This window comes from Marinobacter sp. ST-43 (assembly GCF_030541085.1).
Lineage (GTDB): Bacteria > Pseudomonadota > Gammaproteobacteria > Pseudomonadales > Oleiphilaceae > Marinobacter > Marinobacter nauticus.
Genome location: NZ_JASSVO010000003.1, coordinates 110,087 through 129,699 on the forward strand (window position 1 = coordinate 110,087; position 19,613 = coordinate 129,699).

Sequence of the window (19,613 nt, forward strand, 5' to 3'; positions counted from 1 at the left end):
TTCATTTCTCAGAGCACCAATCGTGACAGCAAGCTCAGCAAGGAGCTTTCATCTTTTTTGCAAGGATCGGTTTATGTCCAGCAAAGCGAAGCAGTCCCAGAAACTCCTTCTGTTCCGCCTGTTCGGATCGCGGCTGTTTGGCATTGGCACCCTGAAAATCCGGGAAATTCTCCCGTTTCAGCGGCTAACCAAGCTACCCCATAGCCATCACGCCGTGATCGGAACCGCAACCTTCCGAGGCTCGGCCGTGCCGGTCATCGATATGTCCGCAGCCGTGGGCTACCCGGCCCTCACCCGCGAAGAGCAGGCGAAAGCGTCCATCATTGTTACTGACATTCAGCGCCAGGAAATCGGCTTTCTGGTGCGCAGTGTTCAGCAGATCATCGAGACAGACTGGAAGAGCGTGATGCCGCCGCCCAAGGCCCTGGGCGCCAACGCCTTTATTACCGGCCTGCTGGATGTGGATGGCGACATTATCCAGTTGCTGGATGTCGAGCTACTCCTCGCCAAGGTCTACCCGGAATCGCTCGACGCCCAGACCGTGGCTCTTACGGATGTACAGAGCGAGACACTCAAATCCCTGAACATCCTCTTGGTGGATGACTCTCAGGTGGCCCGAAAGCAGCTGTCTGACGTCCTCGACAGCAAAGACATCAGCTATCACGTGACCGCCAATGGCGACGAAGCTCTGCAGGTTCTTCTCCGGGAGCATGAGTTGGGGCACCCGATCGACATCCTGGTGAGTGACATTGAGATGCCGGGCCTGGATGGCTACGAGCTTACTTTCGATATCCGGGATAATGCCAGCCTCCAGCAACCCTACATCATCCTGCATACTTCACTGAACAGTGAGATGAGCCTGAGCTACGCCAATCAGGTCGGGGCCAACGAGGCCCTGACCAAGTTTGACGCAGAGGAACTGTTACAGGCCATGCTGCGCGGAGCTGCCCAGGCCGGCTAAAGCCGGCAGGTGAGCTCCGCCAGCTCTTCATCAAAGACCCGCCGGTTCTCGCTGTAGTCCACCGGCACATCCACCAGGTGAACACCCCCGGCCTCCAGTGCACGCTCGAGGGTCGGGCGCAATTCCTCGGTACGGTTAACCCTGTGGCCAACGGCACCGTAGGAATCTGCGTATTTCACGAAATCCGGGTTGCGGTAATCCAGCCCGAAATCTTCGTAGCCATCCTGCCCCTGCTTCCATTTGATCATGCCGTACGCGCTGTCGTTGATGATCAGCACGACCAGGTTCAGCCCAAGGCGAACAGCCGTCTCCAGCTCCTGGCTGTTCATCATGAAGCCGCCATCGCCGCAGATCGACATAACCTTCAACTCCGGATAAAGCATGGCCGCCATCATGCCGCTGGGCAGGCCCGCGCCCATAGAGGCCAGGGAATTGTCCAGTAGCACGGTGTTGTTGTCGTAAGCCGGGTAGTTACGGGCAAACCAGAGTTTGTACATGCCGTTATCCAGCGCAATGATGCCATCATCCGGCATCACGGATCGGACATCGTGGACAATGCGCTGGGGAATCACCGGAAAGCGGTCATCAGTGGCCCGCTCCTGAAGATGCTTGTCGACCGCCTGTTTCACTTCCATCAGGCCGGTGAAATCATGGTTGGCACATTGTCCGCAGTGCTCGGCCATGTACTCCACACTGTTGGCAATGTCACCCACCACCTCATGCTGCGGAAAATACACCGGGTCGACATCGGCTCCGCTGAAATTCACATGGATGACTTTTTTACCGCCCGGAGTCATAAAGAAAGGCGGCTTCTCCACTACATCGTGGCCGACGTTGATCACCAGATCCGCCCGGTCGATGGCGCAGTGAACGAAATCGCCGGCAGACAGGGCTGCATTGCCCATGTAACGGGGGTGACGCTCATCAATCACACCCTTACCCATCTGAGTGGTGAAGAACGGAATGCCCGTCACATCCACCAGGTGCAGCAAGGCTTTGGATACCCGTTTGCGGTTAGCGCCGGCGCCAATCATGATCAGTGGGTGATGGGCCCTGCGCAGCATGTCGCAGGCCATGTCCAGGCTCTTCTTACTGGCCGTTGGCCGGCGGGCATCACTGGGATTAAAGATATGAATGCCCGCTTCGGCGCACTCCTCGGCAATGTCCTCGGGCAACTCCAGGTGCACAGCGCCGGGGCGCTCTTCCGAGGCGAGGCGAACCGCTTCGCGAACCTTGGCGGGAATGGTGTTGGCGTTGCTGATCTGACGGGTATATTTGGTGAGCGGCCGCATCAGATCTACCACATCCAGAATCTGGAACAGCCCCTGCTTCGAGGACTTGATCGGCTTCTGGCCGGAGATCATCATCATGGGCATGCCGCCCAGCTGGGCGTAGGCGGCAGCCGTCACCAGGTTGGTGGCGCCCGGCCCGAGCGTGGACAGGCAAACTCCCACCTGGCCAGTCAGTCGCCCATAGGTCGCCGCCATAAAGCCGGCGGCCTGTTCGTGCCGGTTCAACACCAGGCGGATACTGGAATTGCGTAACGCTTCCAGGAAGGCGAGATTCTCTTCGCCGGGCACGGCGAAAATGTATTTTACGCCCTCATTCTCAAGTGCCCGGATAAACACTTCGGCGCCGTTAAGCGCCTGACGATGATCATTGGCCATAACTGTCCTCTTGATCTGAGAATTCTCAAATCAAGAGGATAGCATTACCTGAGCTTGAGCGTTGACAGGGTCCGTTCACGAACGCTATTGAGCAGTTCTTCATTATCGACCAGAGACTGGCCATAGGATGGCACCAGCTCCTTCATGCGGGACTGCCACTGCTCGCTCTTGATCTTCTCCGGGAAGCAGCGCTCAAGCACATTGATCATGGCGTTAGCCGCAGTAGAGGCCCCGGGAGAGGCACCCAGCAAGGCGGCGAGGGTGCCGTCTTTGGCTGCGACAATCTCGGTGCCGAACTCAAGCTTGCCACCACCCTCTTCGGTCTGCTTGATAATCTGCACCCGCTGGCCAGCCATCTGCAACTTCCAGTCATCTTCGCGGGCATCCGGGAAGAAGTTGCGCAGGGAATTCACACGGTCGGCATGGGATTGGAACACTTCGCCGATCAGATAACGGGTGAGGTCCATATTGCTCTTGCTGACTGACAGCATCGGGCGCAGGTTGGTAGCGCGCACCGAACCAATCAGATCGAAGATGGAGCCCTGCTTCAGGAAGCGGGTGGTGAAGCCAGCAAACGGTCCGAACAGCAGGGCAGGTTCGCCATTGATGATGCGGGTATCCAGGTGCGGGACAGACATCGGCGGCGCGCCAATCGGTGCCTTACCGTACACTTTGGAATGGTGCTCCTTGACGATGTCCGGCTTCTGGCATACCAGCCACTGACCACTGACCGGGAAGCCACCGTAACCGCGGGCCTCATCAATGCCAGACTTCTGCAGCAACGGCAGCGCGCCACCACCAGCACCTAGGAACACGAAACCGGCTTCCAGCTTGGTCAGTTCGCCGGTTTTCTGGTTTTTCACCCGCAGTTTCCAGCGGCCATTGTCGCGCTGATCAATGTAGTGCACCGGGCTACTGAGCATCAGTTCAAAGTTGGGCTGGGTTTCCAGCCATTTCACCATGCTGCGGGTCAATGAACCGAAATCCACGTCGGAACCATGTTTGATTCGGGTCGCGGCCACACGCTGCATAGGATCACGGTGGCGAACTACCAGCGGCATCCACTCTTCGAGATCCTCCGGGCTTTCCGTGTATTCCATTTCCTGGAACAGGTGGTGCCCGCTCAGACGCTCGTAACGGCGCTTTAGAAACGCCACGTCTTTCTCACCCCAGACGAAGCTCTGGTGTGGCGTGCGGTTGATGAAAGTAGACGGCTCCGGCAGGATGCCCTGCTCTACCAGGTAAGACCAGAACTGCAGCGACACCTCGAACTGGGCATTGATTTTCAGTGCCCGCTCAATTTCGACATCGCCATCATCGGTTTCAGGGGTATAGTTCAGCTCGCAGTAGCCGGCATGCCCGGTACCTGCGTTGTTCCATCCGTCGGTGCTCTCATGGGCAACGTGGTCAAGACGTTCCACCATGACGATGTCCAGAGACGGATCCAGCTGCCTGAGCATCATGCCGAGAGTAGCGCTCATGACGCCCCCACCGACCAGCACTACATCTGCCTGTCTAACGGCCATTGGTTTTCACCCTAGCTTAGTGTTGAAGCCTGCTGCCACTCCACGATCAGCAAAGTGGCCTGTCGGAAGCCGGCCTGGCGCGAGGTAGACGGCGCTGCCGTGAGCTTCCGGTCTGAAATTGCGCGCAATTATCCCGATTTTCGCCGAAAGAATAAATTGCGATTATCAATTGATGCGTGTCGGTTGCGGGCACGGCTGGCACCAGTGGTGCAATTACCGGTGTGTTGGCACATTGCCCGTCATCTTATCGTTTTGCCGGGATTGTCTCGTGTTTTGTTAACAATATCAGCGCCACTTTAGTCTGATACCCCGGCACCCAACCATTGGATCATCCGTAGTTACCTGCAACGGCGCGCATCTCAGTGCTGACCAATCGCCCCCTAATACGGTATCTTGTGCGCCAAACACTTTCCTCCGGGCCATGGGCCGGAGTTTCCGACGTTAATCTTTTTGAGGTTTCTCTATGTTGATGGCCATCGGTGCCGTTATTGCCGGCCTGATCCTGCTGGTCTGGAGCGCGGACAAATTTGTGGAAGGAGCCGCCGCCACCGCGAAACACCTGGGCATGCCTACGCTACTGATCGGCATGGTCATTATCGGTTTCGGCACCTCTGCTCCGGAACTTGCGGTCTCTGCCATGGCTGCGTCTGACGGCAACCCCGGCCTGGCTCTCGGAAACGGGTACGGCTCCAATATCACCAACATCGCCCTGATTGTTGGCCTGACCGCCATCATCGCGCCGATCGCTGTGCACTCACAGGTCATCCGCAAAGAACTGCCACTACTGGTCGTACTCACTCTGATTGCCGGTGCGCAACTGATCGACGGAGAGCTGAGCCGACTGGATGGCTGGGTGCTTCTGGGCGTCTTTGCCGCGGTCATGGGTTGGTCCATCTATCAGGGGATACGTGGCAAAGCTGACCCGCTTGGAGGGGATGCTGAGTCCGAAATCGTTGCCCACCCCATGCCCCTGAAAACCGCAATTATCTGGCTGGTGATCGGGCTGATTCTGCTGATTGTCAGTTCAAGGCTTCTGGTGTGGGGTGCGGTCGCTATTGCCCAGAGCCTGGGTGTGAGTGATCTGATCATCGGCCTGACCATTGTCGCTATCGGCACATCACTGCCGGAGCTGGCCTCAGCTATTGCCGCTGTCAAGAAGAACGAGCACGACCTGATTCTGGGCAACATCCTGGGCTCAGGCATCTTCAACACCCTGGCCGTGGTCGGGCTCGCCGCGGCGATTCAACCGTTGTCGGTAGACCCTGAGGTGCTGTATCGGGACTGGACGTTAATGCTGGGCCTGACTCTGGCGCTGCTGGTCATGGGCTTCGGCCTGACCGGTTGGCGTAAGCTCGTATCGAGGGTTGACGGTGCCCTGCTGCTGGCCGTTTACATCGGTTACACCGGCTATCTGTTCTCTACCGTGGTCTCCGCCGCCTGAGCATCGCCGGCGGGGCAGCTTATTCTGCCTCGCCGTTGCCCAGTAATTCCTCCAGGTTCTTACGCACGCCCGCCATAATCTCCGCGATGTCGTCCTTGCTTTTTCCTGCCGTGTCGATGGGAGTGCCCACGCGCACGTCCACCGGCTGTCCCAGGTTAATTTGCCAGGTGCGCGCAGGCAGCACCCGATGAATCCCCCGAATCGCCACCGGCACAATCACAGCCTGGGTATCCAGAGCCAGGTGAAAGCATCCCTTCTTGAACGGTAACAGCTGACCATCCGGCGAGCGGGTGCCTTCCGGGGCTGCCCACAACACAATGCCACTTTCCATCATCTGACGGGCTTTCTCGAGATCCTTCACCGCCCGGTTTCGACGGGAACGGTCAATAGATGGAAACTCGGCCGCCCTCATGGCCTGCCCCAGCAGAGGAATGCTGAACAGCTCCTTTTTGGCGAGCATGCGGATTGAACCTGGCAGCGACACGAAACTGACCGGGATGTCGTAGTGGCTGGCATGGGTGCTCATGATGATGTAGCGCCGGCCATCGTTGAAGTCCGGCACTTCTCCGCGAACAACCAGGCTCGCCCGAACCAGCCGCAACAACGCCGCCGACCATTCCCGGCAATATTTGTCGACAATCGGCCGGTTCAGGCGTCCGAAAAGCGCCCGCAACAGGATCAAGAGCGAATACAGCGCCGTCAGCCCCACGGAGCCAATCACGACGCCGGCACGTCGGAGCAGGGTAGCCGATTCAGTGAGCGGGTTTAATTTCAGTCTGACCATCGATCACCTTTCACCAGAGCCGATTTCAGATGGTCGGCCCTAAAAAGAAAGGCGCATTATAGCCGCAACAAAGAGCTCGCGATATTCAGACTCTAGTTCGATTCAGAGAACACCATTGCAATGGAGTTCAGACAATAACGCTGCCCGGTAGGCGGCGGCCCATCAGGGAACACATGGCCCAGGTGGCTGTCGCAACGGGGACAACGAATTTCGATACGGGTCATACCAAGACTGGAGTCCTCCAGGTACCGGATATGCTCCGGGTCGAAGGGCTGGAAAAAACTTGGCCAGCCAGTGCCGGAATCAAACTTGGAGTCGGAGCTGAACAGCGGCAGATCACATAACCGGCAGTGATAGGTGCCGGACTTTTTGTTATCCAGCAAGGTGCCACAGAAGGGACGCTCGGTGCCGTGATCGAGCAGCACCCGGCGTTCTTCCTCAGAAAGATGCTCAGCCCGGGCTTCCACTTCTGCCCGGGTTAACGGCGTCAGGTCATAGCCTGCTGCAGATACAGTCATGGGTGCCTCCTCAGGCCTGGCCCGGGTCGTCTTTGCTGAATTCGGGCTTCAGCTGTTCGGGCCAGGTGTTGGCCAGTTTTTCCATCTTCGGTGCCGCTACCGCCATGATGTATGGTTGCCAGGGATTACGGGCGGCAAAGTTCTGGTGGTGCTCCTCAGCCGGATAAAAGGCTTCCAGGGGCTCCAGGGTGGTCACGATGCGATCCGGATACACGCTGGCGGCATCCAGCTGGCGGATATACGCCTCGGCAACGTCGCGCTGCTCTGGGGTCTCATAGAAAATTGCGGAGCGATACTGGCTGCCGACATCGTTACCCTGTCGGTTGAGCTGGGTCGGATCGTGGGCCACCGAGAAGAACAGCTTCAGCAGTTGGCCGAAGCTGACCCGTGCCGGATCGTAATGCACTTCGATGACTTCGGCATGCCCGGTTTTCCCGGTACAGACCGCCTCGTAGTTCGCGGTACTGGCCTCACCGCCAGCATAACCGGAAGTCACACGTTGAACACCGTCAACCGCCAGAAATACCGCTTCCACACACCAGAAACAGCCCCCCGCCAGCACAAGCCGGGACTCACCGGCGGCTTCAGACAGATCCTGTTCAGGGTCTGGAAAACGACTCCTGGGAACACTCAGGCCGGGCAGATTGCATGCGTCGGTCATGGGGCACTCCGTACACTGTACATCGTCGAATGATCACTGATTGTGGCGTCTCAAGACTGAAAAGCCAAATCAGCACCTGTAATTTGCACTACCCAAGGCAACAACCATAATTAAGACAGGAACCACAGATAAGGTTCCGCTCGGCATCAGGGATAACAGCATGACCGCAAGGGTTCGCGTAACGGAAGATCAGGATGAGCTGCTCCACTACCGCTTGAGCCTGAGGCTCGGGCCCGTTCATGCCCGTCAACGCCTCGGCATTGAGCAGGAGACCGAAGCCCGGGTATTCGGAAGGGACAAGCGCTCGTTCCACCTGGAAAACCTGACCAACGCTCCGGGGCTGATTCGTTTCTGCCTGCAGGCTGTCGGCCTGCTACGCCGGGCTCAGGCCAACAGCCTGAAACTGACCACCGAACACAATACCTTCGTGTTGCCCGATCTCCCCTCTGCTTTTGAGGGCTTCCGCATTCTTCACCTGACCGACCTGCATGTCGATATGGACGAAGCCAACCTTCAGGCAGTTATACGGCAAATCGCGCCGCTGGATTACGATCTGTGCGTGCTGACCGGCGATTACCGGCAGCGCACCTGGGGCCCCATAGACGATGCTCTGGACGGCATGGCCAGACTGCGCAAAGCCATTTACGGCGATGCCTATGCTGTCCTTGGCAACCACGACAGTGTGCGCATGGTGCCGGCTCTTGAAGACATGGGCTATCGGCTGCTGATGAATGAAATGGTACCGCTGGAGCGGGGCGACAGCCGCCTGTACCTGGCTGGCGTGGACGATGCCCATTATTACAAGGTTCACAACCTGCACCGGGCCGGCGACGACATACCCGCAGGGGGGATCAGCCTGTTGCTCAGCCACACGCCGGAGATCTGGCGGGAAGCCGCCCATGCCGGTTACGACCTGTTCCTCTGCGGCCATACCCACGGCGGGCAGCTCTGCCTGCCTGGCGGCATCCCGCTGACGCTCGACTCCGATTGCCCGAGGCGCCTTGGCCGCGGGCTCTGGCAGGTGAACGGCATGCAGGGTTACACCTCACCCGGAGCTGGCACTTCGGTCTTGAATGTGCGCCTGAACTGCCCTCCTGAAGTGACTATTCACACCCTCACCCGCGGACCCGCCGGCTAGTGCGGCTGTTTACGAATACCCAGGCGGTAAAACAACGGTGAGAACAACATATTGGACAGTGCGAATAGAAGTGCAATCGCCATAGCTTCCCACAATGGCAGCGCCAGCCAGTACCAGGCCAGCACCATGGGTAGCAGCGCCTCGGGCAGCTGATCCAACCAGACCGCCCGGGCGCTGGAAGCCAAACCCATACGGCGCTTGGTGAAACTGCTGAGCATATCGCCCCACAGCGACAAGAACGCAAACAGCGCCCCGAACAGCCAGCCCAGGCCCACCCACAGGGCGAACAGAGCGCAGGTCAGAACCCCGGATACCAGACCACGCCAGGTTTTGCTGGGCCCCAGCAGCGGTCGGCCATCGCGCCATAACCGGCCACCATCGATGGGCCAGTTGCCGTGCTGATGGAACAACCGCGCCACAACCACCGGAGATCCGTTGGCCAGCACCAGCATGACAAACAACTCAAGCGACAGCAGCACTCTGTTTACCCCTGTTTACCGCCGGCCAGATCAGGTCAGTCCGCCCCGGGTCAGCTTGAGCGGGTCCATCAGTTCTTCAAGCCGTTTGCGGCTCAATCCGCTCCGCTCTTCGGCAACGTCGATAACCGGGCGCCCGCTACGGTAAGCCTCTTTGGCAATATCCGCAGCCAGGGCGTAGCCGATTTCCGGGTTCAACGCCGTCACCAGAACCGGGTTGCGACCCACCCCCGCGTTCAGGTTTTCGGTATTGACGGTGAACCCTTGCAGGGCCTTGTCCGCCAGCAGGTTCGCAGCATTGGCCAGCAACCCGCACATATCCAGCAAGTTCGCCCCCACCAGTGGCAGCATCACGTTCAACTGGAAGTTGCCGGACTGCCCCGCCATGGTGACGGCCGCATCCAGCCCCGTCACCTGGGCACTGACCATCGCCACCGATTCCGGAATCACCGGGTTAACCTTGCCGGGCATGATGCTGCTGCCCGGCTGCAAGGCCGGCAGGCTGATTTCCGCCAGACCATGGATCGGGCCACTGTTCATCCAGCGCAGATCATTGGCGATTTTGGTGAGCACCACGGCAACACCACGGAACTGGGCAGACAATGCCACAGGCGCATCAACCGCGCTCTGGCCCACAAACTTGTGCTCCAGCGACCGGAATGGGTGGCCGGTATTGTGCTTCAGAAACTTCACAAACTGGCCAGCAAACTCCGAGGCCGCATTCACCCCGGTGCCAACGGCGGTGCCGCCCTGGGGTAATGCCGCCAGATCCTCCATGGCCCGCTCAAGGCGCAGCTCGGTTGCCGCGATCTGCTCCCGCCAGGTTCTGAGTTCCTGGCCGAGCGTCACCGGCATGGCATCCATCAGATGGGTGCGCCCGGTCTTCACCTGCCCGGACAGTTCCGCCTCCCGGCCGTAAATCACCCCTCGAAGGTGCGACAACGCCGGCAGCAGTCGGGCTTTTACCGCCAACACGGCACTGACATGAATAGCCGTAGGGATCACATCGTTGGAACTCTGGCTCATGTTGACGTGGTCGTTGGGATTAACCTCCACGCCCTGCTTGCGGGCCAGAGCCGCGATCACCTCGTTCACGTTCATGTTGGTGCTGGTGCCGGAGCCGGTCTGGTACCGGTCCACCGGAAACTGATCCGCATGCTCTCCTTTCAGCAACCGGCCGCAGGCGTCACAAATGGCATCACGCAGTTGCGGCTCCAGCAAGCCCAGTGACGCGTTGGCCTGGGCCGCCGCGCGTTTGACCTGAACCACAGAGGCAATGAATTCGGGCGGCATCGGCTGCCCGCTGACCGGAAAATTGTCCACCGCACGCTGGGTCTGCGCGCCCCAGAGCGCGTTTGCCGGTACCCGGACCTCACCCAGGCTGTCTTTTTCAGTTCTGAACTCGGTCATCACATCCTCCTTATGTCACGCTCGATGGCTTCCCACAGCGGCCCTCACGTGCCGTTGCCATGGGATTTCAGGCGGACATGGTCGCAGATGCCGGTCACCTGCTCAAAGTTCAGAATCAGCGTGTGCACGGTATTGGTGTAGGTATCGTGCAGATGAAACTTGAAGCGGCTCTGCTTCTCGCCCTGCAGAAAGGCATCGTACTGGCGCACCAGCTCCCTCACATCACCGCCGGCGTCCTGGCTCCAGGTGGCATTGAACGGCCCCAGCACGGCGCCGCCGGCAAGGCAGATGGTGACTTCGTGGTTGGTGAGATGACTGTCTTGAGTGGTCATGACATTTACCTCCTGAAAGCACTCAGCGTTAAGTGTAGTCGCTCTCAGACAGTGGGCTCTGGCAATTGCCAAAGTCATCACAGAAACGAACATTCTCGGCGCCACAACCTGCATTTGTAGGAAATTCCTACAAAACGACTGACGCCCGCCTGATAACCTGTCCAGCCGATTCGATATCAAGGAACGACCGGAAACATGGGGCACTTCCACTCACCCACCGTTTTACTGCGCTACCACAGCGAAGAGGCAAAGCAGACGTTCGAGGCCTTGTTCGAACAGGACTTCTCGATACACGTCTTCAACTCAGATGAGGCAGTGCTTGAGTACATAGCGGCCGCTGAAGCCCCGCCCGCAGCGCTGGTGATAGCCGGATGCGAAGCATCAACCGCAATAAACTCCAGTCTGCTGACCAAGGCCAGAACACAATATCCCGCCGTGCTCCGGGTGTTGATAACCGAGCGCGTTATCCTGAGCGAACTGGTGGCGCTGCTGGACACCCAGGTAATCGATCGTTGCTTCGAGCAGCCCCTGGACCCTGACCTTATCCGATCACACCTTATGGCGGCGGCCCTGACAGGCCCGGAGCTGCGCGGCCAGACCGAACACCAGCCATCGCTCCCAAACACTGACGGGCAGCGCCCCGTCGTGCTCATTGTCGATGACGAACCTGCCGCCACAAAATATCTGATCCGTCAGCTGGAACACCTGCAGGATGAGTTCACACTCCTGTCCGCAGACAGTGCGGAAGCGGCACTGGAACATCTGCGAACGCCAGGCGCCCCCATTGCAGCGGTGATGACCGACCAGCGGATGCCGGGCATGCAGGGCAAAGAGCTGCTGGATGAGCTGCGTCAGTCTCATCCGGCCATTATCCGGATTCTGACTTCCGCCTGGGGCGAGGTGGATGTTGCCCTCAATGCCGTGAATGAAGGCCGGATCTTTCGCTACCAGAAAAAACCCTGGCAAGCACAAACCCTGCTACCACTGTTCCGGGAGGCCATCGCTCGCCACCGTGAGCTGGCGTCGGCCCTGGACAACACTCGCTGCGAAACCCGGAAACGCTTTGCCCAGCTGCGCCTGCAGCGCCACGGCAGGCTCCTGGACCATTTGCGCCCCATTCTGGGGCCACAGATTCCCGACACCACGCTGAACGCTTTTCTGGATACCGTCGCCAGCATTGACCACCTGCCTGCGGCGAAAGCACACCTCAGGGCCAGCCAGGATATGCATCTGGAACAGGAGCTTGTCCGGCGGTTCTGCGACCGTGTGCGGCAGGAACTCAGTCGGCTGGAAAACATCGTCCCGGCAGGCCCCGGTCAGAGCCGGATTGCATCACTGTTCAGCGGGACCCCGCCCCAGGAACGGGCCACATCGTCTCCCCCCTGCTCGCCGGCAGAATTACTGGGGCAAGCCCTCAACACCCTGCTTGTCAGCTCCGGTCTTGACTGGAGCCACCTGGTGCTAACCGAGAGCCGCGATCAGCTTCACGTAGCCCCGGAACAACCGCTACGCATCTACAGCCATCTACTGGCTCCGCTCACGCGGCTCTCCGGCCCGCTTCTTGAACAACAGGCGGCACTTTTGATGCTGTTCGTAACCGCCAGCCTACTGGGCGGGGACGTCAGTACCAAGGCAGATGGCCAGTGCCTGCATCTGGCCATTACCCTGCCAGTGCTTCCAGCATCGGGTGACTGACCGTGAACCCTCAGCGCAGACTCCGGCTGTTCGCGACCGTCAGCCACCGCCTTTTCCGAGACAGCCTGCTGTTCCAGATTCTTCACCATGAAGACATTGAATTAGTGGGCGAATCCGAAACCGGCGTTGAGACTTTGCAACGCCTACCCGGCGTCAGGCCCGGCGTGCTCTTGATTGAGGAGAACCTGAAAGACAATGACGGGCTCACCATTGCTGAAAATGCCCTCAGCCTGCACCCGGCACTCTCGGTGCTGTTGATCTCAGACACTCCGGTAAACAGCGCCCGCATGGCGATTTATCTGGAATCCGGCATCAAGGCAGTGGTCTCAAAACAGCAGTCGATCCAGGAACTGATCAAAACCCTGTTCTACATTCGCAGTGGGCAGGTATACCTTGGCAACTGGCAATCGACACGAGATCGGGCCGATGAAACCCTGAACGCCTACCAGGCACTGTCCGGCCGCGAACGGGAGGTGGCAAGGCTGATGTCGCAACGGGTAGCCGTTCGTGACATCGCCGAGGAACTGGGCGTGTCCTGTAAAACGGTGCATTCCTACAAGGACCGGATTTTCGTCAAGCTTGGCTTTGAGCGCCTGCCGGAGCTGATTCTGTTTATGCAAAGACATCACCAACAGGCGTTACCATGAACCTGCTTTCCGGCATCGAGCAGATCAAACAGCTGCCCGCTGATCGTCAACGGCGGTTTGAGCGTTTTTCCCGCACCCAATACCGTTACCGCGTGCTTCCGCTGTTCGCCGATGTTTACCTGATCATCGCGTTTATTGGCACCCTGCTTTTCCTGGCCGGACAGATCACGCACTCGGCTACGTCCCAGGTGTTTGCCGGTTACCTGCTCTACACCGGGGTACTGACAGCACTCATTCTGGCTCATCGCTTCACCCGGTTGCGGCGAGCGGCACCGCTGGTTGTCTATCTCGTATTCATCAACATGGCGACGTTCAGCTACCTCGGCTATATCGGTGCCGGCGCCGCCATCGCCCCTGTGGTGGGGCTGTTCTTTTTTATCAGCTCGGTCGGCATCATCACCCTCTCGCTGAAGCACACCAGCATCATTATGGCGGCCAACCTGATCCTTTTGGTGCTGGCCACGGTCCTCTCGGTCCCGGCCGATCAGGTTGTCACCGTGCTTATCGGCGTAATCACCAACTGGCTGATTCTGATGTGCCTGGTGGTTTCGCCGTTATCGGCATGGTTTTTCTCCAAGTTCCTGCGCAACCTGCTGGCCCTGCAGTTTCTGCTCAGAGACCGGAACCGGCAGCTCTCCCGCGCCTTGCAGACACTGGAGGCCACCGAGGACAAACTGGCCCAGGAGCAGAAACACCAGGCCCTGAGCCACATGGCCAAGGGTCTGCTGCACGAGATCACCAACCCGCTCAATTGCGCCATACAGGCAGTGGACTTTTCCGCGGCGATCAACCGGAATCCGGACGTGGCCGAGGCACTGGACGATGCCGCAACCCATCAACACCGGATTGCCGAGATCGTGTCGGACCTGATCGAATTCTCCCGCCCGGCACCGGATCATGGCCCGGAGGCTGTAGATCTCGACAAGCTGGTGCAAACGGCCCTGCGATTTTGCCGGCACCAGCTGCAGGGCACCGCAGTCACCACCCAGATCCCCGCTGGCCTCTCGGTCGCCTGCTTTCCGTCACCGCTGATTCAGGTGTTCGTCAACCTCCTGATGAATGCATCGTCAGCCATCCGTGCTGCTAGCCCTGCACGACCGCAAATCCGGATTACCGCTGCCTCCACCGCAGCCGTGACCAGCATTACCGTCCGGGATAATGGCAAAGGCATCGACTCCAGTAACCTGCAGCGACTGACTGACCCGTTTTTCTCCACCAGCGAGACGCCGGATAACCTGGGGCTGGGGTTGAGTATCTGCCACACCATCATGCGGCATCATCGTGGCACCATGAAAATTGCCAGCGAACCCGGGCAATGGACCGAGGTGATACTGGAGTTACCCCGGCATATCGATGGGCCCAACAAAAGCCCTCGCCCCCCCAATTAAAACCGGTAAACCAGCCGCAGCGTCGCGGCATTACCCTCGGGATCCGGCGACAGACGATTACCGCTGATCTCCGGCATCAGGTAATTCAACCGAAGCTGAATGTCTTTACCCAGATAGTAATTCAGGCCCACGGTGGTCACGCTGGCTTCCGCCCCGATGTTTCGATCCCTCAGGTCAACGGCACTGTAACGCGCCACCAGTTCCAAGGCGCCGCCGTTACTCTTTGGTTTGATGCGTTTGAACTCGCCCCGTTCGTAAGGGCGCTGGTCGTCGGTCAACAGCAGGCCGGCCTGGACATAGCCCCCGGTAAACCGCCACCATTCTCCGCCTTTACGACGCACCTCCTGAGCCATGACTTCTGCTGTCACGGTCAACCGATGAAACTGCCAACCGGCCTCCACGCCCGCAAGCCTGCTTTCACGGGCCTCAAAGCGGGGACTGCGAACCACGTTGTCAGCGCTGAACACCTCGGCCTCATCCTTGATCTGGAATTCCTCCTCACGATGCTGGCGCCAGGATGCTGCTGCACCGAGATGGAGTACCTGATCCTCCGAGCGGACGGGAGCACGGGAGACCCTGGCAGTTACAGCGCTGCCGTCTTCCGGTTTACGCTCATCGCTGAATAACCCCAGCGCCCAGGTTGAGGATTTCCGGTACTGCCCCACCATAACCCCCAGTGAACGGCCCGGCGCAAAAGCCGAGGTAACCATTGAGCGCTCACCTGTACTGAGACTTGAGTAGCTGGTCAGCCGTTCCATACCGAACGGCTCCTTGAACTGGCCCAGCCGGACGGCAAGGCGATCAGGGCCGTTGTACTGAACATAGGCATCGCCCAACTCTGCGTCTCTGTTGTCGCCTTCAATCTCGTAGCCGCCGTCAATCTCGGCCTCCCAGGCGTCGCCCCACGCCAGTTCAACCTGGAGCTTGGCGTTGCGCAACACGCCACGCGTCGTGGATTCTTCTCCGTCCTCATCATGGAACGCGCCGTAGTGGTCGATACCGGCCGCGATGTAACCACTCACCTCCGCCAGAGCCCCCCCGTCGCCATCGCTCGCCAGGGCGTCTGAACCAATCATCGGCAGCAGCGCAAAGGCCAGCAGTTTGCCCGCTTGCTCATTCATGTCCCACCTCCAGGTGATAGTGCATTCGAAGCATCGCGGTGTCTCTCAGGTAGCTGACAGACACCACATCAACCCGGAACACATCCAGCCCGGTGCGTTCCCTGAGATCGGCAATCAAGGCTGCCTGTTGTTGCCGGTGCACGTTCTCGATCTTTTCGTATTCCACCTCCTTCTCACCGTGTCGCGGTAACAGGATGCGGGTTTCGAGCACAACCGCCAGGGCGATGACCAGGCCATTCAGCATGATCAACTCCAGGTGGTGCATGGTCCCGACTGCGGCCAGCAGGGCCATGGCGATCACCAGGAACAGGTAGGTCATCTCCTTGATACCCAGGGCTTCGGTGCGATAACGCAGCATGGAAAACACGGCAAACAGGCCAAAGGCAAAGCCCATCGTAACCGTCACCGAATGCAGCAGCGCCGTCACCAGAAACACGCCAACGCCAAAGAGAATGAAAGAGGCTGCATTCTCCCGGTGACGGGAATAGCGGTAATAACAGCGAATCAATACCAATACCGAGGCCGCGTTAATCAACAGCCGGATAACAAAATGGAGGTCAACTGCAGATTCCATGAACGCTCCTTAACAACGGTTTGAATCGATTGGTTTTCAGGTTGTCTCCGTCCAGAAAAACCCGACCAACGCAGTACTTGCTGAAAGTCACCGGCCTGTATCCGAGCGCGGCCAGACGCGCCATCAAAGGCGAGCCAGAGGCTTTCCGGTCATATTTGATTTCGAAAATGGCAAGACCCGGGAGCGCAACGGAACGCTGTCGATCAGGCGTCTGGAAGGAGAGCCCGGTATCCACCGTCACCCGCTCATGGCCGTCCCGCCGGAGCAAAGTCATCCGTTCATACCGGACAAAAAGTGCCGGCCGCATCCCTGCAGCCGGAAGGCCGAATTGCCCGGAAAGGAAATCATTGATGACGTGCGGGTCCCGACCGTCTCCGGTTAACGACAACCGGGTTTTGATGGTGCGTTGCCGGTTGCTCTTCTTCTTGACTTCAAGAAAGCTCTCTCCGCTTTGCCGGTAGTGACGAATCCGCAGCTTGAAACGATTAAGCTTGCCGTTGTGATGATCCAGATACAGCTGGCTGTCCGGCGTATCCAGATACAGGGTGTCGTAGGTAAAACGCCGAGCCGCCCCAATCTCAAGCATCGAATACTCGCGCTCCAGCCCCTGAAGACACTGGTCGAGCTCATGAGCCGGAATCATGAACTTGGTGTCCACACGGTTCATCAGGAGCGCTCTTGCCTGCGCCTCAAGGGAATGCCCGGCAAATCTCGCCACCGGGCTACCAACTGCCATGTTCATGGCACGTCGGCCACGTACTCCAGGGTGGCATCCAGGGTGATTGCCACGTCCCCGGCCTGCTCCCCGGTGCCAACACTGGTCAGGGTAATCTGCCCTTGAGCTCCCAGAGCAATCGTCCGGACATCTCCGGGCAGGCTCTCATCCACCTCAAACAGCAGCGCATTGGTGGCAAAGCCATGGAAGCGATGGCTACCCGGTACGTAGTCCGACGATTCAATAAACAGCTGAAGCACATAGGGTTTGAAGCTGTCACCGGCATCCACTCCGATCATCAGGAGACTAACGACCGCCGGTTTGGTTTCCCGGTCCACGGAATACACCAGGCTGTCCACTTCAAAGGCGGCGTAGGTCAGGCTGGCACTGACGTTGCGCCCGTCCGGCAAGGTGAAATTGAATGCGCCTCGGTCATTTCCACTCTGGGATGTGATGTTGCCGGTCAAGGCCGTCGTGGCGGGCGCGCTGCAATCCGGCTCGTTATCCGCCAGTAGCGAGACTTCGCCAGTCGGCGTCTCCGCCGCCATCGCCTGCTCCAGAACAACCCTGCGGGCGGGCTGGTAATCATCGTCGCCCGGCTCGCCGTTGCCGATGATAAAGCGTTCCAGGCTGGCCGCCGCTTCCTCGGTGGTTCCGGTCAATTGCCGGATGCGCGCCAGGCGGTCGGTCAAGGCATTCTCATCCCACTGGGTTTCCAACAGGTTCTCCAACTCCGCATAATAGGCTGCCCGGTATTCGGGTATCTGGAACAGACGATCTGCGAGCCGGAAATTGCGATAGAAAACACCGGTTAGCGGCTTGAGCGGATGGTCCCCGCGAAAAGCTGTGTCCGCCCCCCAGGGAATGAAATGGAACAGTCCGTCCTCCGGGTTACGGTAAATATGGAAGTTGTTGGCATTACCGGTGGCAGAATCCCAGGCGCCGAGCAAGGTTTCCACCGCCCAGAAGCGGATGAACTGGTCCACATCGACCAACTGCGGCAACACGTTCAGCATCTGCTCATCTGGCAACGCCAGAGCTTCTGCAACGGCTTGCAGGTCACTTCGGTCGTTTTCCTTTTCGTTGGTCTTCTTCTCGAATCGCTGGCTCAGCCAGGTACCAAAATCGGCAGTCTGCGCCTCATACTGATTGCCCTCATCGTTGCCGAACGCACGGGTCAGGAAAGGCTTTTTAAGAGGCTCGACATTGGTAAACACGCCGAGTGTTTCGCCGTTCACGGTTACCCTGGCGTAGTTGCATCTCGGCGCCGCAATGCCGGCTTCACGGAACTGGTCATACGCCATGCATTGCCTGGCATTGGAAGGATCCTGGCGATTGTTGTTCAGGGTCATCCGGGAGGAATTCTGGTAGGTCCGGCCTTTCTGCAGGTCGTTGAAATCCAGCTTGAGAGAGGGAATGCTCGGGCTCAGGGAGCCCATGTAGCCTTTTTTGCGAACGACGACCTTGTCCATCGATTCGCCATCGATCGTTACCCGGGCCGTATACTCGGTGTATTCGAATGCCGGCACACACTCTCGATCGGTACTGGCCAGGGTTCGGGCCTCGCTGCGGAGTTGGCGAAACTCGTCAGCCGGCATGCGGATGTCTACGGCCAGCACCCGATCCGGTGCGTATAGATCGCCGTCACCTCCGACGTTCACCGGCTCAACCGGGGCATCAAAGTCCGAGGGATCAGAAGAGTCCGAGCCTCCGCCCCCGCAGCCCTGCAACAAGATCAATACCGCGCAGGCCACCAGCCAACGATAGCCACCCCTGAATGTTCTGGATTCCGCCGTTATTGTTTTCATGTACCACTCCCTGAATATTATTGATCTTTGCCGGAACCGAACCGGCTTCAGGGAGTATTGCGAGGAGACGTTCAGGAGTATGTAAGAAGGTATTACAGGGGAGACGGCAGGCCGGAAAATCCGGGGCGAAGCCCCGGCTGTTTATCGTCCCAGGGAGTAGAACTCGGGGTTTGCGCGCATGCTGGTGACATTGGCCATGCGGTTGGACAGGCCGAAGAAGGCCGCGATGCCGGCAATATCCCAGGCGTCCTCATCGGTGAAGCCATGCTCGTGCAGCGCTTGAAAATCGCTGTCGTTGACTTCGTACGCTGATTGGGAAACCTTCACGGCAAAATCCAGCATGGCCTTCTGACGCTCGGTGATATCGGCTTTGCGATAATTCACAGCCACCTGATCGGCCACCAGCGGGTTCTTTTCCCGGATCCGCAAGATTGCTCCGTGGGCCACCACGCAATACTGACACTGGTTCAGGTTGCTGGTGGCCACCACGATCATTTCACGCTCCCCCTTGGTGAGGTTGCTCTCTTTTTCCATCAAGGCATCGTGGTAATCGAAGAACGCCCGAAACTCCGCTGGCCGGTGCGCCAACGCCAGGAACACATTGGGGATGAAACCGGACTTCTCCTGAACCTTGAGAATGCGGCTGCGGATATCCTCCGGAAGAGCATCCAGCTCAGGCACCGGGAAGCGGCTGATGGGCAATTCGTTCTGTACTGACATGGTACGTCCTCTGTTTCTTTGTATCGTTAGT

At 58.8% G+C, this 19,613-nt stretch carries 19 protein-coding genes; 6 read left to right on the forward strand and 13 right to left on the reverse strand.

Features of this window, described 5'->3' with window-relative positions:
- Positions 1-73 precede the first annotated feature (73 nt).
- Positions 74-961, forward strand: coding sequence for a chemotaxis protein (locus QPL98_RS06505; protein ID WP_014422626.1), 888 nt, complete (start codon positions 74-76; stop codon positions 959-961).
- On the opposite strand, the gene QPL98_RS06510 is transcribed toward QPL98_RS06505, so the two are convergent.
- Positions 958-2,628, reverse strand: a complete 1,671-nt coding sequence (locus QPL98_RS06510) for an acetolactate synthase large subunit (RefSeq protein WP_153740550.1) — start codon at positions 2,626-2,628, stop codon at positions 958-960. The genes QPL98_RS06505 and QPL98_RS06510 overlap by 4 nt on opposite strands.
- A 44-nt stretch (positions 2,629-2,672) precedes the next feature.
- Positions 2,673-4,154 carry a malate dehydrogenase (quinone) gene (gene mqo, locus QPL98_RS06515; protein ID WP_303292925.1) on the reverse strand — a complete coding sequence of 494 codons (1,482 nt, stop codon included), beginning with the start codon at positions 4,152-4,154 and terminating at the stop codon, positions 2,673-2,675.
- 463 nt (positions 4,155-4,617) lie between these two features.
- Between mqo and QPL98_RS06520 the strand changes: the two genes are divergently transcribed.
- Positions 4,618-5,595, forward strand: coding sequence for a calcium/sodium antiporter (locus QPL98_RS06520; protein ID WP_011786811.1), 978 nt, complete (start codon positions 4,618-4,620; stop codon positions 5,593-5,595).
- A gap of 19 nt (positions 5,596-5,614) precedes the next feature.
- Here QPL98_RS06520 and QPL98_RS06525 read toward each other — a convergent pair whose 3' ends face one another.
- The 3 genes from QPL98_RS06525 to msrA all read right to left on the reverse strand — a co-directional run bounded on the left by QPL98_RS06525 (position 5,615) and on the right by msrA (position 7,558).
- Positions 5,615-6,379 (reverse strand): 1-acyl-sn-glycerol-3-phosphate acyltransferase, encoded by a 765-nt coding sequence (locus QPL98_RS06525; protein ID WP_303292926.1) that lies wholly within the window; start codon positions 6,377-6,379, stop codon positions 5,615-5,617.
- 92 nt (positions 6,380-6,471) lie between these two features.
- Positions 6,472-6,897 (reverse strand): peptide-methionine (R)-S-oxide reductase MsrB, encoded by a 426-nt coding sequence (gene msrB / locus QPL98_RS06530; RefSeq protein ID WP_303292927.1) that lies wholly within the window; start codon positions 6,895-6,897, stop codon positions 6,472-6,474.
- Positions 6,898-6,907: 10 nt separating this feature from the next.
- The gene (gene msrA / locus QPL98_RS06535) at positions 6,908-7,558 is read right to left on the reverse strand and encodes a peptide-methionine (S)-S-oxide reductase MsrA (RefSeq protein ID WP_303292928.1); all 651 of its coding nucleotides are present in this window, start codon (positions 7,556-7,558) and stop codon (positions 6,908-6,910) included.
- Between the two features lie 160 nt (positions 7,559-7,718).
- Between msrA and QPL98_RS06540 the strand changes: the two genes are divergently transcribed.
- On the forward strand, positions 7,719-8,696 hold the full coding sequence (locus QPL98_RS06540) for a metallophosphoesterase (RefSeq protein WP_303292929.1): 978 nt from the start codon (positions 7,719-7,721) through the stop codon (positions 8,694-8,696).
- Here QPL98_RS06540 and QPL98_RS06545 read toward each other — a convergent pair.
- Genes QPL98_RS06545 through QPL98_RS06555 form a run of 3 tightly spaced genes read right to left on the reverse strand, consistent with a single transcriptional unit; the run spans position 8,693 to position 10,914 of the window.
- Positions 8,693-9,175 carry a CDP-archaeol synthase gene (locus QPL98_RS06545; protein WP_303292930.1) on the reverse strand — a complete coding sequence of 161 codons (483 nt, stop codon included), beginning with the start codon at positions 9,173-9,175 and terminating at the stop codon, positions 8,693-8,695. The two genes, QPL98_RS06540 and QPL98_RS06545, sit on opposite strands and share 4 nt — an antisense overlap.
- Before the next feature lie 30 nt (positions 9,176-9,205).
- A complete protein-coding gene (locus tag QPL98_RS06550; protein ID WP_303292931.1) occupies positions 9,206-10,582 on the reverse strand; it encodes a lyase family protein in 1,377 nt (458 codons plus the stop codon).
- A 44-nt stretch (positions 10,583-10,626) separates the two neighbouring features.
- A complete protein-coding gene (locus tag QPL98_RS06555) occupies positions 10,627-10,914 on the reverse strand; it encodes a hypothetical protein (protein ID WP_199452752.1) in 288 nt (95 codons plus the stop codon).
- A gap of 195 nt (positions 10,915-11,109) precedes the next feature.
- Here QPL98_RS06555 and QPL98_RS06560 point away from each other — a divergent pair, with 195 nt between their 5' ends.
- From QPL98_RS06560 to QPL98_RS06570, 3 genes are read left to right on the forward strand one after another with little or no spacing between them, the layout of a single operon-like run.
- Positions 11,110-12,609: a response regulator gene (locus tag QPL98_RS06560; RefSeq protein ID WP_303292932.1), complete on the forward strand. Its 1,500-nt coding sequence runs from the start codon at positions 11,110-11,112 to the stop codon at positions 12,607-12,609.
- 2 nt (positions 12,610-12,611) lie between these two features.
- A complete protein-coding gene (locus QPL98_RS06565; protein ID WP_303292933.1) occupies positions 12,612-13,256 on the forward strand; it encodes a response regulator transcription factor in 645 nt (214 codons plus the stop codon).
- Complete coding sequence (locus QPL98_RS06570; RefSeq protein WP_303292934.1) at positions 13,253-14,644, forward strand: sensor histidine kinase; 1,392 nt, start codon at positions 13,253-13,255, stop codon at positions 14,642-14,644. Before QPL98_RS06565 ends, QPL98_RS06570 begins: the two co-directional genes overlap by 4 nt.
- On the opposite strand, the gene QPL98_RS06575 is transcribed toward QPL98_RS06570, so the two are convergent.
- The 5 genes from QPL98_RS06575 to QPL98_RS06595 all read right to left on the reverse strand — a co-directional run bounded on the left by QPL98_RS06575 (position 14,641) and on the right by QPL98_RS06595 (position 19,582).
- Positions 14,641-15,765: an OprO/OprP family phosphate-selective porin gene (locus QPL98_RS06575; protein ID WP_303292935.1), complete on the reverse strand. Its 1,125-nt coding sequence runs from the start codon at positions 15,763-15,765 to the stop codon at positions 14,641-14,643. The two genes, QPL98_RS06570 and QPL98_RS06575, sit on opposite strands and share 4 nt — an antisense overlap.
- Positions 15,758-16,339 (reverse strand): DUF4956 domain-containing protein, encoded by a 582-nt coding sequence (locus QPL98_RS06580; RefSeq protein ID WP_303292936.1) that lies wholly within the window; start codon positions 16,337-16,339, stop codon positions 15,758-15,760. Before QPL98_RS06580 ends, QPL98_RS06575 begins: the two co-directional genes overlap by 8 nt.
- Positions 16,323-17,075 (reverse strand): polyphosphate polymerase domain-containing protein, encoded by a 753-nt coding sequence (locus QPL98_RS06585; protein ID WP_303292937.1) that lies wholly within the window; start codon positions 17,073-17,075, stop codon positions 16,323-16,325. The genes QPL98_RS06580 and QPL98_RS06585 overlap by 17 nt, the downstream gene beginning before the upstream one ends.
- A gap of 2 nt (positions 17,076-17,077) precedes the next feature.
- Positions 17,078-18,862 (reverse strand): CotH kinase family protein, encoded by a 1,785-nt coding sequence (locus QPL98_RS06590; RefSeq protein ID WP_303292938.1) that lies wholly within the window; start codon positions 18,860-18,862, stop codon positions 17,078-17,080.
- A gap of 141 nt (positions 18,863-19,003) precedes the next feature.
- On the reverse strand, positions 19,004-19,582 hold the full coding sequence (locus QPL98_RS06595; protein ID WP_199452766.1) for a peroxidase-related enzyme: 579 nt from the start codon (positions 19,580-19,582) through the stop codon (positions 19,004-19,006).
- Between the last annotated feature and the right edge of the window lie 31 nt (positions 19,583-19,613).